This is a genomic window from Rhizobium sp. Leaf371 (assembly GCF_001424045.1).
GTDB lineage: Bacteria > Pseudomonadota > Alphaproteobacteria > Rhizobiales > Rhizobiaceae > Ferranicluibacter.
In genome coordinates this window covers 426829-446033 of sequence record NZ_LMQB01000001.1, presented here as the reverse complement: position 1 = coordinate 446033, position 19205 = coordinate 426829, and the positions used below count along the sequence as shown (strand labels likewise).

Genomic DNA, 19205 nt, shown 5'->3' with positions numbered 1-19205 from the left:
GACAAGATTCGTCCGCGTGCCATGCTACCCGAGAAAAATCCGTCAGACCGGATTGTTGAACGTGTCGCAGGCCTGCAACTGCCCGCTGTCGAAGCCGCGCTTGAACCAGGTCGCCCGCTGCTGCGACGTGCCATGATTGAAGCTTTCCGGCACGACATAGCCCTGGGTCCGCTTCTGCAGCGTGTCGTCGCCGATCTGGGTCGCGGCGTTCAACGCCTCCTCAAGATCGCCCTGCTCGAGCAGACCCTTCTGCTGCGTGTACTTGCCCCAGATGCCGGCATAGCAATCGGCCTGGAGCTCGGTCCGCACGGACAGCTCGTTGGACGACGCCTCGTCCATGCCCTGCCGCTGCTCGTTGACCTTCGGCAGCGTCCCGAGCAGGTTCTGGACATGGTGCCCGACTTCATGCGCGACCACATAGGCTTGCGCGAAATCGCCCGAGGCCTGAAAGCGCTGGGAAAGCTCGTCGAAGAACGAGGTGTCGAGATAGACCTTCTGGTCGCCCGGGCAGTAGAACGGCCCCGAGGCGGCCGATGCCTGACCGCAGGCCGACTGCACGCCGCCAGTGAAGAACACCAGCGTCGGCTCGCGATAGGTCTGGCCGTTCGCCTGGAAGATGCCGTTCCACGTATCCTCGGTCTCGGCGAGAACGGTCTTGATGAAGGCTTTGGTCTCCTCCTGCTGGGCCGTGCCCGGCGTGCTGCCCTGGCTCTGCTCGTAGCCGGACTGCCCCGTCTGGCCCCCGTCGAGAACCTGCAGAAGGTCGATGCCCATGGCCTTGAAGATGAGGTAGATGACCACGAGGAAGATGATGGTGCCGATGCTCAACCCGCCGCCGCGTCCGCCGCCCATCGGGATGCGGAAACCGCCACCCCGACCGAAACCGCCCCGCACGGGGCCGGAGCCGCTCTGATCTTCGACGTTGCTCGACTGGCGACGGCCCTTCCATTCCATGGCGGTCCACTCCCTTGGATAAGCGTTTTTGGTAAGTGCGATATAGAGCGCTTCGCCGGAAAGCCTACGTCCTCCCTCGCGAAATGCGCGTCGAGATGCCGACCGGCCGGAAAAGCATCTGGGATGGCGCTCTTTGCCACGCCGCTGCGACCGCAGGGGGCATGGCCTCAGTCGAGTTCGCAGTGGCGTCACGGGGCGCGCTTCTGCGTCGATTTTCCTGTTGTGATCGCGATTTCGGGGTTTCGCACCCGCGCCCATTTCCCTATAAGCCCCTTCTAGCCTTAAAGACGTGAGCCTGCACGACCGGCCGATGGACACCCGCCATCGGAGCCGGCTTTTCGCGCAGCCTGAAAAGCGGAACCGACATCATGCCCAAGCGCCAAGACATCAAGTCCATCCTCATCATCGGCGCTGGACCGATCGTCATCGGCCAGGCATGCGAGTTCGACTATTCGGGAACACAGGCCTGCAAAGCACTGAAGGAAGAAGGGTTCCGGGTCATCCTGGTCAACTCCAACCCGGCGACCATCATGACCGATCCGGGCCTGGCGGACGCGACCTATGTCGAGCCGATCACGCCGGAAGTCGTGGCGAAGATCATCGCCAAGGAACGCCCCGACGCGCTGCTGCCGACCATGGGCGGGCAGACGGCACTCAACACCGCGCTCTCCCTGAAGCGCATGGGCGTTCTCGACCGCTACAATGTCGAGATGATCGGCGCAAAGCCTGCGGCCATCGACATGGCCGAGGACCGCGCTCTGTTCCGCGAAGCGATGGCCCGCATCGGCCTGGAAACCCCGAGGTCGATGCTGGCCAACGCCACCGACATCAAGGAGGCCGACCGCAAGACGCACGAGGCGGAGCGCAGCAAGCTCCGGGAGACGCTGTCTGGCTCCGATCTGGACAGCGCCCTCGACACGCTGGAGAACGAGTGGAACCTCGGCGAGACAGACCGCAAGCAGCGCTACATGAGCCATGCCATGGCGCTGGCCGCCCAGGCCATCGACCAGATCGGCCTTCCCACCATCATCCGCCCCTCCTTCACGCTCGGCGGCACCGGCGGCGGCATCGCCTATAACCGCTCGGAATTTTTCGAGATCGTTTCCTCGGGCCTCGACGCCTCGCCCACCACCGAAGTGCTGATCGAGGAATCGGTGCTCGGCTGGAAGGAATACGAGATGGAGGTCGTCCGCGACACGGCGGACAACTGCATCATCATCTGCTCGATCGAGAACATCGACCCGATGGGCGTGCACACCGGCGACTCGATCACCGTCGCACCCGCGCTGACCTTGACCGACAAGGAATACCAGATCATGCGCAACGCCTCGATCGCGGTGCTGCGCGAGATCGGCGTGGAGACCGGCGGCTCGAACGTGCAGTTCGCCGTGAACCCCAAGGACGGTCGCCTCGTGGTCATCGAGATGAACCCCCGCGTCTCCCGCTCCTCGGCGCTCGCCTCCAAGGCCACCGGCTTCCCGATCGCCAAGATCGCCGCCAAGCTTGCAGTCGGCTATACGCTGGACGAGCTGGAAAACGACATCACGGGCGACGCGACGCCTGCCTCGTTCGAGCCCTCGATCGACTATGTCGTCACCAAGATCCCGCGCTTTGCCTTCGAGAAATTCCCGGGCGCCTCGCCTGTCCTGACGACGGCCATGAAGTCGGTCGGCGAGGTCATGGCGATCGGCCGGACGTTTGCCGAATCGCTGCAGAAGGCCCTGCGCGGCATGGAAACCGGACTGACCGGCCTCGACGAGATCGAGATCCCCGGCCTCGACGACGGCAGCGACGGACGCAACGCCATCCGCGCCGCCATCGGCACGCCCACGCCCGACCGGCTGCGCATGGTTGCCCAGGCGCTGCGCCTCGGCATGTCGGAGGCCGACGTGCATGACGGCTCCAAGATCGACCCCTGGTTCATCGCCCAGCTCAAGGCCATCGTGGACATGGAAGCCCGCATTCGCGAGCACGGCCTGCCGGACGATGCCGGAAACCTGCGCATGCTGAAGGCCATGGGCTTCTCCGACGCGCGTCTCGCAACGCTCTCGGGCAAGCGCCCGAAGGAAGTCGCCGAGAAGCGCAACGCGCTCGACGTGCGCCCGGTCTACAAGCGCATCGACACCTGCGCAGCCGAGTTCGCCTCGCCGACCGCCTATATGTACTCGACCTACGAGACGCCCTTCGTCGGCCAGACGCGCAGCGAAGCCGGCATTTCCGACCGCAAGAAGGTCGTCATCCTCGGCGGCGGACCGAACCGCATCGGCCAGGGCATCGAATTCGACTATTGCTGCTGCCATGCCGCCTTCGCCCTGAAGGATGCCGGCTTCGAAGCCATCATGATCAACTGCAACCCGGAAACGGTCTCCACCGACTACGACACGTCCGACCGGCTTTACTTCGAGCCGCTGACGGCCGAGGACGTGATCGAGATCCTCAAGATGGAGCAGGAAAAGGGCGAGCTCGTCGGCGTCATCGTGCAGTTCGGCGGCCAGACTCCGCTGAAGCTGGCCGAAGCACTGGAGAAAAACGGCATTCCGATCCTCGGCACCGCGCCCGACATGATCGACCTTGCCGAGGACCGCGACCGCTTCCAGAAGCTCCTGATGAAGCTCGACCTCAACCAGCCGAACAACGGCATCGCCTATTCGGTCGAGCAGGCCCGTCTTGTGGCATCGGAGATCGGCTTCCCGCTGGTCGTGCGTCCGTCCTATGTGCTCGGCGGCCGCGCCATGCAGATCATCCACTCGGAAAGCATGCTGCAGACCTATCTGCTCGACACGGTTCCCGAACTCGTGCCGGAAGACATCAAGCAGCGCTACCCGAACGACAAGACCGGACAGATCAACACGCTGCTCGGCAAGAACCCGCTGCTCTTCGACAGCTACCTGGCAAACGCCATCGAAGTGGACGTCGATTGCATCTCCGACGGCAAGGACGTCTACGTCGCCGGCATCATGGAGCATATCGAGGAAGCCGGCATCCATTCGGGCGACAGCGCCTGCTCCCTGCCCCCGCGCACGCTCTCCAACGACATGCTCGACGAGCTGGAGCGTCAGGCGAAAGCCATGGCCAAGGCGCTGAAGGTCGGCGGCCTGATGAACGTGCAGTTCGCGATCAAGGACGGCACGGTCTACGTGCTCGAGGTCAATCCGCGCGCCTCGCGCACGGTGCCCTTCGTCGCAAAAACCATCGGCGCGCCGATCGCCAAGATCGCCGCACGCGTCATGGCCGGCGAAACGCTCGACCAGTGCTTCGCGGCCTATGGCGGCAAACCCGATCCGCGTGCGCTGAAGCATATCGCCGTCAAGGAAGCCGTGTTCCCCTTCGCCCGCTTCCCGGGCGTCGATATCCTGCTCGGCCCGGAAATGCGCTCGACGGGTGAGGTCATCGGCCTCGACACCGATTTCGCGCTCGCCTTCGCCAAGGCCCAGCTTGGCGCCGGTGTCGATCTGCCGCGCGAAGGCACGGTCTTCGTCTCCGTGCGCGATGGCGACAAGGACGGTGTGCTCCCGGCCATCCGTATCCTGACCGATATCGGCTTCAAGGTGCTGGCAACCGGCGGCACGGCCCGCTTCCTGGAAGCCAACGGCATTACCACGACCAAGATCAACAAGGTTCAGGAGGGTCGTCCGCATATCGAGGACGCCATCCGCAACCGACAGGTCCAGCTCGTCATCAACACGACCGACAGCAACAAGGCGATCTCGGACTCGAAGTCGCTCCGCCGCGCCACGCTGATGCAGAAGGTTCCCTACTATACGACGATGTCCGGTGCAGAAGCAGCCGCCGCCGCGATCAAGGCGCTGAAGGCCGGCAACCTCGAAGTCCGCCCGCTGCAGAGCTACTTCTGACGCGCATGAACGGAACGGCGTTTCCAAACTGGAGGCGCCGTTCTTATGGTCGGCGACCGTTGCGGGTCTGTGACCTTCCTCGGTCTTGGGGCATCGATTACCGGATATGCCGCTCGGTCATCTGCGCGGTCGACTTGATGTCCCACTGGCTCTGGAAGACGGGGCGCGGGTGATCGGCAAGGCACAGCTCTCCGCCGATCCGCTCGCGTGTGGGAATGAAGTCCCGGTCGATCGCCCCCTCCAGCGTCATCGCGAGATCGCGCGCGAACACTCGGTTGCCGATGTACCAGGAGTGGGTCCAGGAGACATGGGCGAAGCTCGCATCCGGCTGCAATCCCTTGAAGTATGGTCCGCAGTTGACCGCAACTGCCTTGTCCGGCGCATCCGCCGGCAGCCCGCGCCGTCCGGCCCGCGGCGAGACGCCCAGCCGTTTGGCGGTCGAAACGGCAAGCGCCGCATCGAACGGATTGTAATAATTGGTGAGCCGCATGATCCGCGCGAACATCGGGCCACTCCAGTCGCTCTTGACCGACAGGCTGTTCATCGAGACGTCTCCCGAGATGAAGGCCACCTGTCCGATGCGCCACGGCGTGTTTCGCAAAGGACCGTCCTTCTCCGCCTGAAGAAAAGCCTCCATCGCCACATAGGCCCCTGCGGAATGGGCGAGCAGATGAACGTTCGTCCGGCAATCCGCCTTCTGGCCCTCGCTGAGCAGACGAATGGCCTTGCTGACGAGTGAGATGGCAACCTGCGATCCGTCCCATCGGTCTTCGAGATAATTGAGCGTCTGATTGGCGCTCGGCCAGTCGAAAGCCACGACCTGGCCGCGCCAGCCCTCCGCGCGCAGATCCTTGCTCAGCTGTCGGGTCCGGCGAAGGATGTCTTCCATGCTGTTGTTATAGCCATGGATGAACACCAGGACGTCACCCGTCGGCGCGATGGAATTGGGATTTTCGTCTCCGTCCGCAAGCGCCTGCACCTCCCCGGCCCAGATCTTCGGGTTCGCAACGACATGCGAGCTGTCATAGAACGTCTTGACGGTGGAAGGCACTTTCAGGAATCGAACAGGCCCCGGTTCGCTGGTGAAGACGTCCCCATTGCGCTTCCGGGCGCAGATCACGTAGGTGTCGGTCATTGCAATATTCCCCCAATCAAAATAAACCAGAGGGAGTATTTAATATTTCTAATGAAATGTATACGGGTCTGTCTTTAGGCCCGATGGGTATCAGATCTGTGTCGGCCGGATCGTTCCAACCGAAACCGTCCCCTGCACGACCCCACGTTCCCCTTCGTTTTCAAGCGCAGAATCCAACGGTTCCTCGATCACCGTATACAGCTTCTCGTTTCGGAAAGCGCTGGCCATGCGCGTATCCGTGCCCTCTGCCGGCTTGGCGTCGATCTCGGTGAAATCGAGTTCGGCCTCTGCAGCCACGATGCGGGCATCGGCGGGCGATTCGGCACGAACGACGATATCGCCCTGGCTCGGCGCGTTGCCCCAGCCGGGATCGCCCGGCCCTGCCGAAGGAACGAGACGATAGAGACGAAGCGGTCGTTTTTCGATCGGATTCATGATGAAGGCTCTCCTCTCTGAAGCTCAGGGCGCTGTCGATCGGGCCGCGGCGAGCGCTTCGGCGCGTGTCAAAGCCGTGGCGATGAGGGTGCGGATTTCCTCGTCGGTGTGATTCTGGCCGGCGAAGCCCTCGTCCGGCATCACCCCGGGATCCTCCTCGTGGTCGGCGACAACCTCGGTGTCGCGCGCGATGGCTTGCAGCATGTCGCGTCCATCGGGATCGCGTGCGACATAGGTCATGAGGCCGATCAGGAGGCGACGATAGGCGTTGAGGCGTCCGTCGATCTGCTCGGGGGATTGCTCGGGAAATGCGGGGTTCATCGGCATGCTCCATATTATCGGATCCAACGGTCGCCGGGCCCGGTTGGTTCCTGAAGACGCTGCCGGTGCCCGTCGCACCTTGCACATTCTTCGAAAGATCTGGCTTCCCACAGGCCCTTTCTGCTATAGTTGATGCCTTGATGTTTTGAACGGTTCCGGAGTTGACGCTCCGGATGCCGTTTTATTTTGCTTCGGGCCTGCCTGCGCAGGCCCGGCGCGCACCATGAAGGACGTTGGAAATGGTCGAAAAAGTACCGATGACGCAGAGCGGTTTTGCCAAGCTGCAGGAAGAGCTGCGCTGGCGCCAGCAGGAAGAGCGGCCGCGGATCATCGAGGCGATTGCCGAAGCGCGCGCCCATGGCGACCTTTCGGAAAATGCCGAATACCACGCAGCCAAGGAAGCGCAGAGCCACAACGAAGGCCGTATCGGCGAGGTCGAGGACTATGTGGCGCGCGCCGAGGTCATCGACCTCTCCAAGATGTCCGGCTCCAAGATCAAGTTCGGCGCCACCGTCAAGCTGATCGACGAGGACACCGAGGAGAACAAGACGTACCAGATCGTCGGCGACCAGGAAGCCGATGTGAAGCAGGGCCGCATCTCCATTTCCTCACCGATTGCGCGCGCGCTGATCGGCAAGGAAGTTGGCGATTCGATCGAAGTCGTCGCCCCCGGCGGCTCCAAGGCCTATGAGATTCTCGCCATCAACTGGGGTTGATGGCAAGTTCCATGGATGCGGCTCCCGATCCTGTATCGGGAGCCGTTCTGATTCCGGGCGCCCGAAACGCCGGTCGCTCCGAATGCGCGGTGGATGACGCGCAGGCGCGGGTGACGGATCGCTGCGCTTCCTTTATCCTCTCTTGATCATGAGCAGGTTTCTGGACATCCGCACCGTCGATATCATCGCTCCGAATTTCAAGAAGCGGCTTTCCGGCGTGACCTCCACCATCGTGCAGCTCGTGCCGGTGCAGGCCCGCAGGGGCGAGCGGATCGCAACACTCGGGCCGGGCCTGCCGGAAACCCTTCCCGCCATCCGCTTTCGCGACCTCCTGCATCTCCGCCGCCCACCGGAGGGAGGCGCCGTTCGCATCTGGCACGCCCGCCGCAACCTCGAAATGCTTCCCGGCATTCTGCTGCGCGACGTGCTGCGCATGCCGCTCAAGCTTCTCTTCACCTCGGCCGCCCAACGCAGGCATTCGCGCTGGACCAAGGGGCTGATCCGCCGCATGGACGCGGTCGTCGCCACATCCGCCAAATCCGGAAGCTTTCTCGACGTCCCCCACACCGTCATCCGCCACGGGGTGGATCTCGATCTGTTTCATCCCCCGGCCACGGGAGGTCGCGAACTCGCGCCGGACGATCTTGCCGGCCGCAGGCTCGTCGGCTGTTTCGGGCGCGTGCGGGCGCAGAAGGGCACAGACCTCTTCGTGGCGGCGATGATCGCCCTTCTGCCGCATCATCCCGAATGGACCGCGGTCATCTGTGGGCGCGTGACCCCCGAACACGAGACCTTCGCCGCCGGCCTCAAAACCTCGATCGCCGAGGCAGGATTGTCGGATCGCGTCCGCTTTCTGGGCGAAGTCGATGACATCAAGCCCTGGTATCGCCGTGTCTCGCTGCTGGTCGCCCCGTCCCGCAACGAAGGCTTCGGCCTGACGCCGCTCGAAGCCATGGCCTCCGGCGCTGCCGTGGTCGCCTCCGACGCCGGTGCATACGCCGAGATGATCCGCCCGGGCGAGACCGGCGCCGTCGTTCCGGCCGGCGATGGCGACGCGCTCACCACCGCGCTCCGCCTCTACCTCCAGGCCCCTGCCCGCGCCACGGCCCACGGCCAGGCAGGCCTCGCCCATGTCCGCGCCGAATTCGGCATCGAACGGGAAGCGAGAGCGCTGTCGGGGGTTTATGGTGGATTGCTGAGGCACGAAGCGCCCAAGGCGTGATCAGGCACGTCAGCGCAGGCCGACCAGCCGATCGCTGTAGGGAATGCCAATTTTCTGAAGCGCCGAAGAGGGCGCGTAGTTGACGAAGACCGAGCCACGCGCCTCGCCGACCGTCTTCGCCAGGCGTATATGCGCAAGAATTCGCCCCTCGGCTTCCGACACGCCGGAAAAGACCCGCTCGCCGGGTTTCTCGTAAAAACGGGGCTGCGCCGCATTGGATATATCGATGCCGATAAAACCGATGACCCGCGGGCGGCAGAACAGCGCAAACTGAAGCGCCGACACCGCGACGCTTCCGCCCTGGAAGACGCCCAATCCCGGATCAAGCGACACCCCGGAACGGCTCGGCGCACCCACCGTCACCGCCACCATGCGGGAGACATCGGAAAGATCGCGCCTGTTTTCGCCATAAGGCTTCAACAGATTGTCGATGAGGATGACCGGTCTGTCGATCAGCCAGTCCGCATCGTGCTCGAGGACCGCACGGATGACCGCGACGGAGAGAAGACAGAGAATCGTCCGGTCGAGGCCCGCCAGAAAAGTCTCGAAGTGGCGATAAACGAAGCGCTCATCCTCCGCGACGAAGGCGAGCGGCCGGGGAATGCGCTCCGGCACGAGAGCGATGGCTCCGTTGAGGAGAAGCGTGCTCCGGTTCGCGAGCGTGCGGAGGTCTGCTTCGCGAACGGACGGTCCCGAACCGACGATCGTGATGTCGCTGCCAGCGAGGTCGGAGAGTGCCGATGGCGGCAACAGGGTGCCAGCCGGCTGCCCGTTGAAAAGGATCGTTCTTTCAGGACCATAGGGCGCATTCTCGATCCGCAGCGATGGCGCCCAGTCATGGGCGTGGGCGCGACGACGACCATAGGCGAGTGTGGCAGCCAGCTTCCAGAGCCGACGGCGAAGCGGTCGATCGGATGCCATTCAGATATCCACCAGCCCGACCTTCTTGACCTGCCGGATTGTCAGCATGGTTCGGACGGTGTCCACCTGCTCGTTGGCGGTCAGTTCCTCGATAACGAAATCCTGGAAGATCGTGAGATTTTCCGCCACGCAATGCAGGAGAAAATCGCTGTCGCCATTGACGAGCCAGGCCTGCCGGACGAGCGGCCAGGCTGTGGTCGCAGCCGAAAACGCCTTCAGATTGGCCTCGGACTGGTGCTTTAGCCCGACCATGCAGAAAGCGACGAGATCGAGGCCGAGCATCGGGCCGTTCAGTACGGTACGATAGCCCTCAATGACGCCTGTCTCTTCCAGCCGCCGCACACGACGCAGACAGGGCGGCGCGGAAATGCCGACCCGGGCCGCAAGCTCCACATTGGTGATCCGCCCGTCGGCCTGAAGTTCGCGGAGGATCTTGATGTCGATCTGATCGAGATCGGCGCGCAGCACGGGGTTCACCACCTCTTGTTCGCCTCGACAGCGCAGCACCATCTCTGGCGCGCTTGGGGGACGCTGCGGGTTTTTCTGGCCGACATGCACGACGACCTCTTCGGTTTCTGCATCATCGCAAAGCCGGGAGCAAGAAGTTTAACGAGCGCCCCTTTCACCTGTCGCAACGACTGCCCGCCCTGGCACGACCGCCCCGTAACGGATACCGGCGTCGGGATCGACCTAAGTGCGACGACGGAAGAGATCGATGTAGGCGGCGGTCGTCGCTTCCTCGGAAAACTGCCGCATCAGCGTTGCATGCCCGCCTTCGCAAAGCTCGCGCGCCAGAACGGGATCGGCAAGAATGCGGGCGATCGCGCTGGCAAACTGATCGGCATCGCCGATATCCGCAAACAAGCCGTTTTCCCCGTCCTTCACGAACCAGGACGGTCCTTCCGCGCGCGAGGTGACAACCGGACGCTTCTGTGCCCAGGCTTCCAGAATGACATTGCCCAGGGGCTCATGGGTGGACGGCATGACGAAGACATCGGCAGCGGCAACGAAGGGACGCGTGTCCGCCTGCCAGCCGAGAAACCGGGTGCGCGCGCCCATCCCCCGCTCCTCGACCAGAGCCTGAAGGGCCGCGCGCTCGACACCATCACCCGCAATCCAGAGGAAGACCTCGGGAAGCTTGGCGACTGCATTGATGAGCGTATCGAAACCCTTGCGTTTGACGAAACGCCCCATGGTCATCACGACGGGAACGTCCTCCGGCGTATCGAAGGTCTTGCGAAGCGCCGGCTGTACGAGATCCGTCTGGGTAAAGTTCGAGATGACCTCGACACCACGTGTCCAGCCGATCCGGCGCACATGATCGGCAATGCCCGGCGTGTTGCAGACGAGCATGTCCGTCGTTTTGAAATAGTCGAGATGAGAGGGATAGTCGCCAAGCCTGGAAACGGTCAGTCCGTGGCTGTACTGGGGTGTTAACCTCCCCGCGCGCATGACCCAGGACATGATGGCGTCCGGCCTTTCGCGTTCGGCCAGGTTCTTGATCCGAATCGGCAATGTCAGTCTGTCGAGGGACAGGTTGCGAAAATTGCTCTCGATGATCCGCGCGTGAGGTTCGATGTCCTTGCGCCAGACGCGCCCCCTGCGGATGACGGCTGTCTGCTCGACGCCTTGGCGTCCAAGCGCCCCGACGAGATGCACGAAGAATTTTTCCGCGCCGCCATCCTTGCCGAAGTGGAGGTGAAAGACTTTCATGTCTGTGCTTACCTGCTCTGCGAGTCGTCATGGTTGGGGCGATAGCGAAGCGCATGCCGCTGATGGAGTTTCGCCTGCGTCAGGAAGGAATAGACCGCACCGGTCATGGCTTCGATGAAACCGGGCGTGCCGCACCGCCAAAGGCCAGCTTTGAGGTAGAGCCGGACGAAATAGAGGGCCGGGGAGAACACGAGACTGAGCGCCCTCGGGCGTCGGCCGGTGTTGTACGCCTGGTCGGCTTTCAGCGTGGAGTAGTGGTTTTCCTTGAGAATCTGCTCGTCCATCGGCAGCGGCCGGTAGTGCAGCAGACTGCCTAGGGGCGCCTTGCGCACGATCCCGTTTGCCGAAATCCCCTCATGAACCGCCTGGCTGAGATCGTAGCTTCCGGTTCCGCGTCGCACGAGGCGAAGGTTCTTCCGCTCGCGGACATGCAACGGCGTGTATCCATAGCCGATCAGGTAAGGACGCCGCGCGATCCTCCAGCCGACCACCTCGGCCTTGGCATCCATCAGGCGCGGCAAGGCGGCGCGCAGCGGGCCATCCAGCCGCTCGTCGGAATCCACGTTCAGGCACCAGGGCTGCGTGCACTGGTCGAGTGCGAACTGCTTCTGCCCCGCATAGCCCCGCCATGGTTCCTCAAAGAGGCGTATCGGCCAGCCCGCGGCGATATAGCGGCGGATGAGCGGCAAGGTGCCATCGGTCGAGCCGGAATCCACGATGACGATCTCGGCACATCCTGCAAGACTCTCGATGCAGTTCTCGAGATAGGCCTCCTCGTTCTTGCAGATGATGAAAACGGAAAGTGCAAGAGGCACTGTCGTTCGTGTCTGTTCGATTCCGCTATGCATCATGTCTCGACCATGGACGTCCCTCGACTTCGACGACGCTTCGCAGCGTTGAAGCCAACCAAGGATGCACGCTAAAAGAACTGATTCTAAATTACCAATGCTTAATTGTCATATCGGTAAATCAGCTCTGACAGTGGGTCCATTGGCTGCCGATCATGCGTTCCCTCTCCGTGGAACCAGGTCGGGTGCCGCCAAGTCGCGGAAAAGGCCATATCGTCGTCAATCAAATGTGGTAATCCTGTCCTGCGCACTTGAAACCGCTTGACCCTCATCCCTACACTGAGCACTTCTGCCGTTAACAAACGATCGCCTGTTTTGCGCGCAGGGCCCGAAACGACGGGCTTGAGTTCGCGCCCAAGGAAACGCCATGACCGCCCGTCACACCAAGCTTCTCATCATCGGCTCCGGCCCGGCCGGCTATACCGCCGCCATCTATGCCGCGCGCGCCATGCTGAACCCCGTCCTCATCGCCGGCATGGAGCAGGGCGGCCAGTTGATGATCACCACGGATGTGGAAAACTATCCGGGCTTCGGCGATCCGATCCAGGGCCCCTGGCTGATGGAGCAGATGTTGAAGCAGGCGGTTCATGTCGGCACCGAGATCGTCAGCGATCTCGTGACGTCGGTGGACGTTTCGGTCCGTCCCTTCCGCCTGACGACGGACAGCGGCACCGTCTGGACCGCCGATACGATCGTGATCGCCACCGGCGCCAAGGCGAAATGGCTGGGCATCGAGACGGAGGAGACCTTCAAGGGCTTCGGCGTGTCGGCCTGCGCGACCTGCGACGGGTTCTTTTATCGCAACAAGGACGTGATCGTCGTCGGCGGCGGCAACTCGGCCGTCGAGGAGGCACTCTATCTGTCGAACCTCGCAAGGACGGTCACCGTCGTGCATCGCCGCGATCACTTCCGGGCCGAGCGCATCCTGCAGGAGCGCCTGTTTGCCAAGGCCAACGTGAAGATCGTCTGGGACCACGAGGTCGCCGCCTATACGGGCACGCCGCCCAAGCCGCCGATGCCCGCCTCGGTCACCGGCGTTACCCTGCGCAACACGCGCACCGGCGAGGTGTCGGACATGCCGATCGACGGCGTCTTCGTGGCGATCGGCCATGCACCGGCGACCGAACTCTTCAAGGGCAAACTGCGCCTGAAGCCGAACGGCTATCTCTGGACCGCGCCGGATTCGACCGCGACCGACGTCGAGGGCGTCTATGCCGCCGGCGACGTGACCGACGATATCTATCGCCAAGCGATCACGGCGGCGGGGATGGGCTGCATGGCGGCGCTGGAAGCCGAGAAATTTCTGGCGGGTCATATGCCCGTCGCAATTGCAGCCGAGTAGACGCTGCGAGAGAAAGTGGCGCCATCGACGGTGGTGCCCTGTGGGAACGAAAGAAGCGCCAGACGGAGAAAGCGACACCGCTTTCTCCCTGCAGGCGTTGTGACTGGGGGACGGAATGCCGCTCGACTGGGATAAACTGCGCATCTTCCATGCTGCGGCGGAAGCAGGCTCTTTCACCCATGCCGCCGACAAGCTTCATCTGTCCCAGTCCGCCATCAGCCGTCAGGTCTCGTCGCTCGAACAGGACGTCGGCATCAAGCTCTTCCACCGTCATGCCCGCGGCCTGATTCTCACCGAACAGGGCGAGATCCTCTATCGCACGGCACACGAAGTGCTGATGAAGCTGGAAAGCGTCAAGGTTCTCCTGACGGAGACCACCGACAAGCCCTCCGGCAAGCTGCGCATCACCACCACTGTCGGCCTCGGCCAGGGCTGGCTGACCGACAAGGTGCAGGAGTTCCTGGCACTTTACCCGGATATGTCGGTCCAGCTCATCCTCGACAACGAGGAACTCGACGTCAACATGCGCCACGCCGATTGCGCCATCCGGCTTCGGCAGCCGCAGCAATCGGACCTCATCCAGCGCAAGCTGTTCACGGTCCACATGCACCTTTATGCCGCCCCCTCCTACATCAACAAGCATGGCGAGCCGCAGTCGATCGAGGATCTCGACAACCACCGGATCATCACCTTCGGCGAGCCGGCACCCAATTATCTGCTCGACGTCAACTGGCTTGCGATCGCCGGGCGCGACAGCGACAATCCGCGCACTTCGCATCTCCAGATCAACAGCCAGACCTCGATCAAGCGCGCCTGCCTGCTCGGCATCGGCATCGCCATGATGCCGGACTATATCGTCGGGCGCGATCCCGGCCTGATCCAGCTGCCCATCGGCGCCGACATCCCCTCGTTCGACACCTACTTCTGCTATCCCGACGAGCTGAAAAATGCCGCGAAGCTGAAGGTCTTCCGGGACTTCATTGTCTCCAAGGCGCGGAACTGGAACTTCTAGCCTCGCGATTTAGCAGTGCCGAAATTTCAGCCATAGACTGTCATCGCCTCAACATCTTGTTAAGACTGATCTTCCCAGGCGTGGATTTGGCGCGCCTGCGAGCTATGCACCAACTTTGCCTCAAACTTAGCCAGAGATGCGTCTGTCGCATAGCTGATGTGCATAGTTATTGATTGCTGGCCGCCTAAGAAACGATCATACCGACCACAGCTGATGCATCTTTGGTGGCGATTTTCCTCCCAGTGCCACCGCAGCAGCTGTTCCCCTCTGGAGGTTGAATAACCTTCATAATTTTAAAGGGCCCAAGTTTACTTGCGGCCCTCTTTTTTTGCCCGGATTTTGCGCCGTCCTGGACGCGGCGCCGCTCGACGACGGACGGCGCGAGAAGCCCCCTCGGCAGAATTTCAACGAAATTCCGGATCGAGCGTTGAATTCGTCACAGGTCTTTCCCATATGTTTTTGAGCTGATGCACCGGTGATCTAATCCCTCCCAGTATCACCGCACCAGCTGTTCCCCTCTGGAGGTTTTATGACCTTCACATCTCAAGGACCTCGGCTTCGCCGCAGGTCCTTTTTTTTGACCCAAAACACCCTTTCTCAAAACCGTCCCTTGTAAATCGTATTTCAACGATCCACGTATCGAAGGAAGACAATTTTAAATTCGTTTTTCTACGACGGGCATCATGGACCTGAACGAAATCCTCAAGGCGCTGGCGCATCCCAAGCGGGTCGAGATCCTGACCAAGCTCAAGGACCCGAGCGCGCATTTTTCGTCGCAGGCCCACCCGGTCGAGATGGGCGTCTGTGCCAGCCAGTTCGAGACGGTCGGCCTGTCGCAATCCACGATCTCGGCACATCTCGCCATTCTCCAGCGCGCAGACATGGTCACGACCCGACGCGTCGGGCAGTGGATCTTCTACAAGCGTAATGAAGACACCATTCAGGCGTTCCTTGCCGAAATCGGCACGGCTCTCTGAAACCCACCTCCCCCGACCCGACTGGAAAGGACATTCCATGACGTCTCTCTTCGAACCCACGACCGCCGGCGACATCAAGCTTGCGAACCGCATCGTGATGGCGCCGCTCACGCGCAATCGCTCGCCGGGCGCCGTGCCGAACACGCTGAACGTCACCTATTACGCGCAGCGCGCCACCGCGGGCCTCATCATCACCGAGGCGACCGCCATCACCCATCAGGGTCAGGGCTATGCCGACGTTCCCGGCCTCTACACCCCTGAAGCCCTCGAGGGCTGGAAGAAGGTGACCGACGCGGTTCACGCCGCCGGCGGCAAGATCGTCGTGCAGTTGTGGCATGTCGGCCGCATCTCCCACACCTCGCTGCAGCCGGGCGAAGGCAAGCCGGTCTCGGCGTCCGCCATCACGGCGAAATCCAAGACCTACATCCGCCATCCCGACGGCGCGGGCGAGTTCGTTCCGACATCCGAGCCGCGTGCGCTCGAAACCTCGGAAATCCCCGGTATCGTCGAAGAGTTCCGCAAGGCGGCCCGTGCCGCCATCGATGCAGGCTTCGACGGGGTCGAGATCCACGCGGCCAACGGCTACCTGGTCGATCAGTTCCTGCGCGCCGGCACCAATACCCGCACGGACGCCTATGGCGGATCCATCGAAAATCGGACCCGCTTCCTGTTCGAGGTAACCGACGCCATCGTGGCCGAGATCGGCGCCGGTCGCACCGGTATTCGTCTCTCCCCGGTCACGCCGGCAAATGATGCGTTCGATCCCGAGCCGCAGCCCCTCTTCGACCATGTCGTCAAGGGTCTCGCCAAGCATGCGCTGGCCTATATCCATGTGATCGAGGGCGCCACCGGCGGCGATCGCGACTTCAAGCAGGGCGATACGCCGTTCGACTTCGCAGCCCTTCGTGCAACCTATCAGTCTGCCGGCGGCAAGGCAGCCTGGATGGCGAACAATGGCTATGACCGCAAGCTGGCGATCGACTCGGTCGAAAGCGGCCGCGTCGATCTCGTCGCCTTCGGCAAGGCCTTCATCGCCAACCCGGACCTTGTCGAGCGCCTGAGGCAGGATGCCCCCTTGAACGCGCTCGACGCCGACACCCTGTATGGCGGCGGTGCCAAGGGCTACACCGATTACCCGGTGCTGACGCAGCAGGCTGCTGAGTAGTCAGCCGGCAATGGCTAACAGGAAAAGGCTCGCAGCGATGCGGGCCTTTTTCGTGCTGGAATGTCGGATGCAGGAGCGACGTCAGGCGGTGCGCGGCGCAACGCTCTTCAAGGCGGGAACGCAGAACAGCGCGCCGACGACCAGCGGCAGGCATATGAAGTAGGAGGCGCGAATGCCGGCATGTTCGGCGACGAAGCCGAGCAACGGTGGCGCGAAGAAAAAGATGATGAACGTCACCTGCCCGAGCGAGGCGACGTTGACATGCGGCGCGCGGTCACGCCGCTGGGCGGCGGCGGAGACCGCGAGCGGATAGACGGCACTGCAGCCGGCGCCCATCAGGGCGAAGCCGACAAGCGCCACGACCGGATGCGGCGAAAGGCCGACCGCGGCAATGCCGATGGCCGACAGGACCAGAAGCGAGGCGGCAACCGCACGACTGCCGAAACGCTCGACGATCGGATCGGCCACCATCCGCACCAGCGCCATGAAGAAGGTAAAGAGCGTGAGGCCCAGACCGCCGACGAAAGGCTCCGACTGGAACACGTCCCGCATGTAGATCGCCGACCAATCGATGCCGGCACCTTCGACCAGAAACGCGGCGATGCCGATCAGGCAGAGCGGCAGGAGACCCATCGTCGGGAAGGCGAAAGCCGGCGCCTTCTCCTCCGGCAGATGCGAGGCATCGACCGGCGCAGCCTCAAGCCCGCGGATCGCGATCCACGCAAAGACGATGACGACCAGAAATGCGGCGCCCAGATGCGCCTGCATGGACATGCCGGACTGTCGGGCGAAGGACGCGACGAGGGCCGTGACGAAGAAGCCGGCGCTCCAGCAGCCATGCGCCCGGTTCATCACGCTGCGGCCGGTGGCCGCCTCGATGCGCCCGAGTTCGACATTGAGATTGATTTCCAGCGCGCCCGCGAGCATGCCGGCCACGAGCAGGACGGCAAAGACGCCGGCCGCGCCCGGCATCCAGGGCACGAGCGCATAACAGGCGGCGGTGCCGATCACGGTGATATAGGCGGTCACCTTGGGCCCGAGCCGCTCGATGAGCGGCGAAGACACGGTGAGCGAAATCAGCGCGCCGATCGCCATGCCGATCAGGGTGAGGCCTAGCTGGGATTTATCGACCTGCAGGGCGACCTGCAGGTCGGGCATGCGCGCCAGCAAGGCCCCCAATGCCATGGCAAACAGGAAGAAGCAGATGTAGATCCTGTGGTGCCCGGAAAGCGTCAAGAAACCTGCCTCTTCGTCGCGTTACTTGCAGGCGGCGCAGAAGCGCTGGATGCGCTTGCAGGCTTCCTCCAGCAGCGTCTCCGACGTCGCATAGGAGATGCGGAAGTTCGGGCCGAGGCCGAAAGCCGATCCCTGAACCACGGCAACGCCCTCGGACTCCAGCAACTCGGACACGAAGTCCTCATCCGTCTCGATAACCTTGCCCGTGGGCGCCGTCTTGCCGATCAGCCCCTTGCAGGAGGGGTAGACGTAGAACGCACCTTCCGGCGACGGGCAGACGATGCCGGTCGCCTGGTTGAGCATGGAGACAACGAGATCGCGACGACCTTCGAAGATCTTCTTGTTTTCCGGAATGAAATCCTGTGTGCCGTTCAGCGCCTCGACGGCCGCCCACTGCGCGATCGAGCAGGCGCCGGAGGTCTGCTGACCCTGGATCATGTCCATGGCCTTGATGAGCGGCAGCGGACCGGCGGCATAACCGATGCGCCAGCCGGTCATGGCATAGGCCTTGGAAACGCCGTTCATCGTCAGCGTCCGCTCATAGAGCTTCGGCTCGACCTCGACCGGCGTCGCGAACTTGAAATCGCCATAGGTCAGGTGCTCGTACATGTCGTCCGTCAGCACCCAGACATGCGGATGCTTCAGGAGAACGTCCGTCAGCGCCTTCAGCTCGTCATGCGAATAGGCGGCACCCGACGGGTTCGACGGCGAGTTGAAGATGAACCACTTCGTCTTCGCGGTAATCGCCTTGTCGAGATCTTCGGCCGTCAGCTTGAAATTGTTGGCCTGGGTCGCCTCAACGAACACCGGCGTGCCGCCGCAGATCGACACCATCTCCGGATAGGACACCCAGTACGGCGCGGGAATGACCACCTCGTCGCCGGGGTTCATCGTTGCCATGAAGGCATTGAACAGGATCTGCTTTCCGCCCGTGCCGACGATGGTCTGCGCCGCGGTGTAATCGAGATTGTTCTCGCGCTTGAACTTCTTGGCAATCGCCTCGCGCAGTTCCGGAATGCCGGAAACCGGCGTGTATTTCGTCTCGCCGCGGTTGATCGCGTCGATGGCGGCCTGCTTGATGTTGTCGGGCGTGTCGAAATCCGGCTCGCCGGCGCCAAGTCCGATCACGTCCCGGCCCTTGGCTTTGAGTTCGCGCGCCTTCTGCGACACGGCGATGGTGGCGGAGGGCTTCACACGGGAAAGAGCGTCGGCGAGAAAGGCCATGATGGGACGGTCCTGATGGTTTCGACAAGGATGCCCCGGCGGAAAAACGGCCCGGAGCGCTAGCTGTATGTCGAATGTAGCCGGTCAATTCAAGGGGAAAGGCCGCAAGACCGGGCGACATGACGAGGTT

17 protein-coding genes are annotated in these 19205 nt (G+C 62.7%); 7 read left to right on the top strand and 10 right to left on the bottom strand.

The features are described 5' to 3' along the window. Nucleotides 1-42 precede the first annotated feature (42 nt). Entirely contained in the window at nucleotides 43-954 is a 912-nt protein-coding gene (locus tag ASG39_RS01995) for a neutral zinc metallopeptidase (RefSeq protein WP_062592303.1), read from the bottom strand. A gap of 368 nt (nucleotides 955-1322) precedes the next feature. Here ASG39_RS01995 and carB point away from each other — a divergent pair, with 368 nt between their 5' ends. Further along, nucleotides 1323-4808: a carbamoyl-phosphate synthase large subunit gene (gene carB / locus ASG39_RS01990; RefSeq protein ID WP_062592301.1), complete on the top strand. Its 3486-nt coding sequence runs from the start codon at nucleotides 1323-1325 to the stop codon at nucleotides 4806-4808. Nucleotides 4809-4905: 97 nt separating this feature from the next. Here carB and ASG39_RS01985 read toward each other — a convergent pair whose 3' ends face one another. The 3 genes from ASG39_RS01985 to ASG39_RS01975 all read right to left on the bottom strand — a co-directional run bounded on the left by ASG39_RS01985 (nucleotide 4906) and on the right by ASG39_RS01975 (nucleotide 6699). Further along, a complete protein-coding gene (locus tag ASG39_RS01985) occupies nucleotides 4906-5943 on the bottom strand; it encodes an alpha/beta fold hydrolase (RefSeq protein WP_062592299.1) in 1038 nt (345 codons plus the stop codon). A gap of 90 nt (nucleotides 5944-6033) precedes the next feature. Further along, nucleotides 6034-6378 (bottom strand): hypothetical protein, encoded by a 345-nt coding sequence (locus ASG39_RS01980; RefSeq protein ID WP_062592297.1) that lies wholly within the window; start codon nucleotides 6376-6378, stop codon nucleotides 6034-6036. Between the two features lie 24 nt (nucleotides 6379-6402). Continuing rightward, nucleotides 6403-6699, bottom strand: coding sequence for a hypothetical protein (locus ASG39_RS01975; protein ID WP_062592296.1), 297 nt, complete (start codon nucleotides 6697-6699; stop codon nucleotides 6403-6405). 239 nt (nucleotides 6700-6938) lie between these two features. Between ASG39_RS01975 and greA the strand changes: the two genes are divergently transcribed. Together greA and ASG39_RS01965 are read left to right on the top strand one after the other, a co-directional pair. After that, nucleotides 6939-7415 (top strand): transcription elongation factor GreA, encoded by a 477-nt coding sequence (gene greA, locus ASG39_RS01970; protein ID WP_062592294.1) that lies wholly within the window; start codon nucleotides 6939-6941, stop codon nucleotides 7413-7415. 148 nt (nucleotides 7416-7563) lie between these two features. Further along, nucleotides 7564-8637 carry a glycosyltransferase family 4 protein gene (locus tag ASG39_RS01965; protein WP_062592292.1) on the top strand — a complete coding sequence of 358 codons (1074 nt, stop codon included), beginning with the start codon at nucleotides 7564-7566 and terminating at the stop codon, nucleotides 8635-8637. 9 nt (nucleotides 8638-8646) lie between these two features. Here ASG39_RS01965 and ASG39_RS01960 read toward each other — a convergent pair whose 3' ends face one another. The 4 genes from ASG39_RS01960 to ASG39_RS01945 all read right to left on the bottom strand — a co-directional run bounded on the left by ASG39_RS01960 (nucleotide 8647) and on the right by ASG39_RS01945 (nucleotide 12086). Next, nucleotides 8647-9558 (bottom strand): hypothetical protein, encoded by a 912-nt coding sequence (locus ASG39_RS01960; RefSeq protein ID WP_062592290.1) that lies wholly within the window; start codon nucleotides 9556-9558, stop codon nucleotides 8647-8649. Continuing rightward, complete coding sequence (locus tag ASG39_RS01955) at nucleotides 9559-10026, bottom strand: Lrp/AsnC family transcriptional regulator (protein ID WP_062593330.1); 468 nt, start codon at nucleotides 10024-10026, stop codon at nucleotides 9559-9561. Between the two features lie 222 nt (nucleotides 10027-10248). Then, nucleotides 10249-11271, bottom strand: coding sequence for a glycosyltransferase (locus ASG39_RS01950; RefSeq protein WP_062592288.1), 1023 nt, complete (start codon nucleotides 11269-11271; stop codon nucleotides 10249-10251). Nucleotides 11272-11279: 8 nt separating this feature from the next. After that, the gene (locus ASG39_RS01945; RefSeq protein ID WP_244481098.1) at nucleotides 11280-12086 is read right to left on the bottom strand and encodes a glycosyltransferase family 2 protein; all 807 of its coding nucleotides are present in this window, start codon (nucleotides 12084-12086) and stop codon (nucleotides 11280-11282) included. 400 nt (nucleotides 12087-12486) lie between these two features. Here ASG39_RS01945 and trxB point away from each other — a divergent pair, with 400 nt between their 5' ends. The 4 genes from trxB (at nucleotide 12487) to ASG39_RS01925 (ending at nucleotide 16615) form a co-directional block, all read left to right on the top strand. Continuing rightward, complete coding sequence (gene trxB, locus ASG39_RS01940; RefSeq protein WP_062592285.1) at nucleotides 12487-13461, top strand: thioredoxin-disulfide reductase; 975 nt, start codon at nucleotides 12487-12489, stop codon at nucleotides 13459-13461. A 115-nt stretch (nucleotides 13462-13576) separates the two neighbouring features. Continuing rightward, on the top strand, nucleotides 13577-14473 hold the full coding sequence (locus ASG39_RS01935) for a LysR family transcriptional regulator VtlR (protein ID WP_062592283.1): 897 nt from the start codon (nucleotides 13577-13579) through the stop codon (nucleotides 14471-14473). Nucleotides 14474-15156: 683 nt separating this feature from the next. Then, entirely contained in the window at nucleotides 15157-15450 is a 294-nt protein-coding gene (locus tag ASG39_RS01930; protein WP_062592281.1) for a metalloregulator ArsR/SmtB family transcription factor, read from the top strand. A gap of 37 nt (nucleotides 15451-15487) precedes the next feature. Then, nucleotides 15488-16615 carry an alkene reductase gene (locus ASG39_RS01925; RefSeq protein WP_062592279.1) on the top strand — a complete coding sequence of 376 codons (1128 nt, stop codon included), beginning with the start codon at nucleotides 15488-15490 and terminating at the stop codon, nucleotides 16613-16615. A gap of 81 nt (nucleotides 16616-16696) precedes the next feature. Here the strand turns inward: ASG39_RS01925 and ASG39_RS01920 are convergent, their stop codons facing one another. Beyond that, nucleotides 16697-17800, bottom strand: coding sequence for an MFS transporter (locus tag ASG39_RS01920; protein ID WP_156468013.1), 1104 nt, complete (start codon nucleotides 17798-17800; stop codon nucleotides 16697-16699). Nucleotides 17801-17872: 72 nt separating this feature from the next. After that, complete coding sequence (locus ASG39_RS01915; RefSeq protein WP_062592276.1) at nucleotides 17873-19075, bottom strand: pyridoxal phosphate-dependent aminotransferase; 1203 nt, start codon at nucleotides 19073-19075, stop codon at nucleotides 17873-17875. Between the last annotated feature and the right edge of the window lie 130 nt (nucleotides 19076-19205).

Bases quoted from the DNA above. Each gene is read 5' to 3' on its own strand.
- ASG39_RS01995 (WP_062592303.1), bottom strand. From the start codon at position 954: ATGGAATGGAAGGGCCGTCGCCAGTCGAGCAACGTCGAAGATCAGAGC.
- carB (WP_062592301.1), top strand. From the start codon at position 1,323: ATGCCCAAGCGCCAAGACATCAAGTCCATCCTCATCATCGGCGCTGGA.
- ASG39_RS01985 (WP_062592299.1), bottom strand. From the start codon at position 5,943: ATGACCGACACCTACGTGATCTGCGCCCGGAAGCGCAATGGGGACGTC.
- ASG39_RS01980 (WP_062592297.1), bottom strand. From the start codon at position 6,378: ATGAATCCGATCGAAAAACGACCGCTTCGTCTCTATCGTCTCGTTCCT.
- ASG39_RS01975 (WP_062592296.1), bottom strand. From the start codon at position 6,699: ATGAACCCCGCATTTCCCGAGCAATCCCCCGAGCAGATCGACGGACGC.
- greA (WP_062592294.1), top strand. From the start codon at position 6,939: ATGGTCGAAAAAGTACCGATGACGCAGAGCGGTTTTGCCAAGCTGCAG.
- ASG39_RS01965 (WP_062592292.1), top strand. From the start codon at position 7,564: ATGAGCAGGTTTCTGGACATCCGCACCGTCGATATCATCGCTCCGAAT.
- ASG39_RS01960 (WP_062592290.1), bottom strand. From the start codon at position 9,558: ATGGCATCCGATCGACCGCTTCGCCGTCGGCTCTGGAAGCTGGCTGCC.
- ASG39_RS01950 (WP_062592288.1), bottom strand. From the start codon at position 11,271: ATGAAAGTCTTTCACCTCCACTTCGGCAAGGATGGCGGCGCGGAAAAA.
- trxB (WP_062592285.1), top strand. From the start codon at position 12,487: ATGACCGCCCGTCACACCAAGCTTCTCATCATCGGCTCCGGCCCGGCC.
- ASG39_RS01935 (WP_062592283.1), top strand. From the start codon at position 13,577: ATGCCGCTCGACTGGGATAAACTGCGCATCTTCCATGCTGCGGCGGAA.
- ASG39_RS01930 (WP_062592281.1), top strand. From the start codon at position 15,157: ATGGACCTGAACGAAATCCTCAAGGCGCTGGCGCATCCCAAGCGGGTC.
- ASG39_RS01925 (WP_062592279.1), top strand. From the start codon at position 15,488: ATGACGTCTCTCTTCGAACCCACGACCGCCGGCGACATCAAGCTTGCG.
- ASG39_RS01920 (WP_156468013.1), bottom strand. From the start codon at position 17,800: ATGGCATTGGGGGCCTTGCTGGCGCGCATGCCCGACCTGCAGGTCGCC.
- ASG39_RS01915 (WP_062592276.1), bottom strand. From the start codon at position 19,075: ATGGCCTTTCTCGCCGACGCTCTTTCCCGTGTGAAGCCCTCCGCCACC.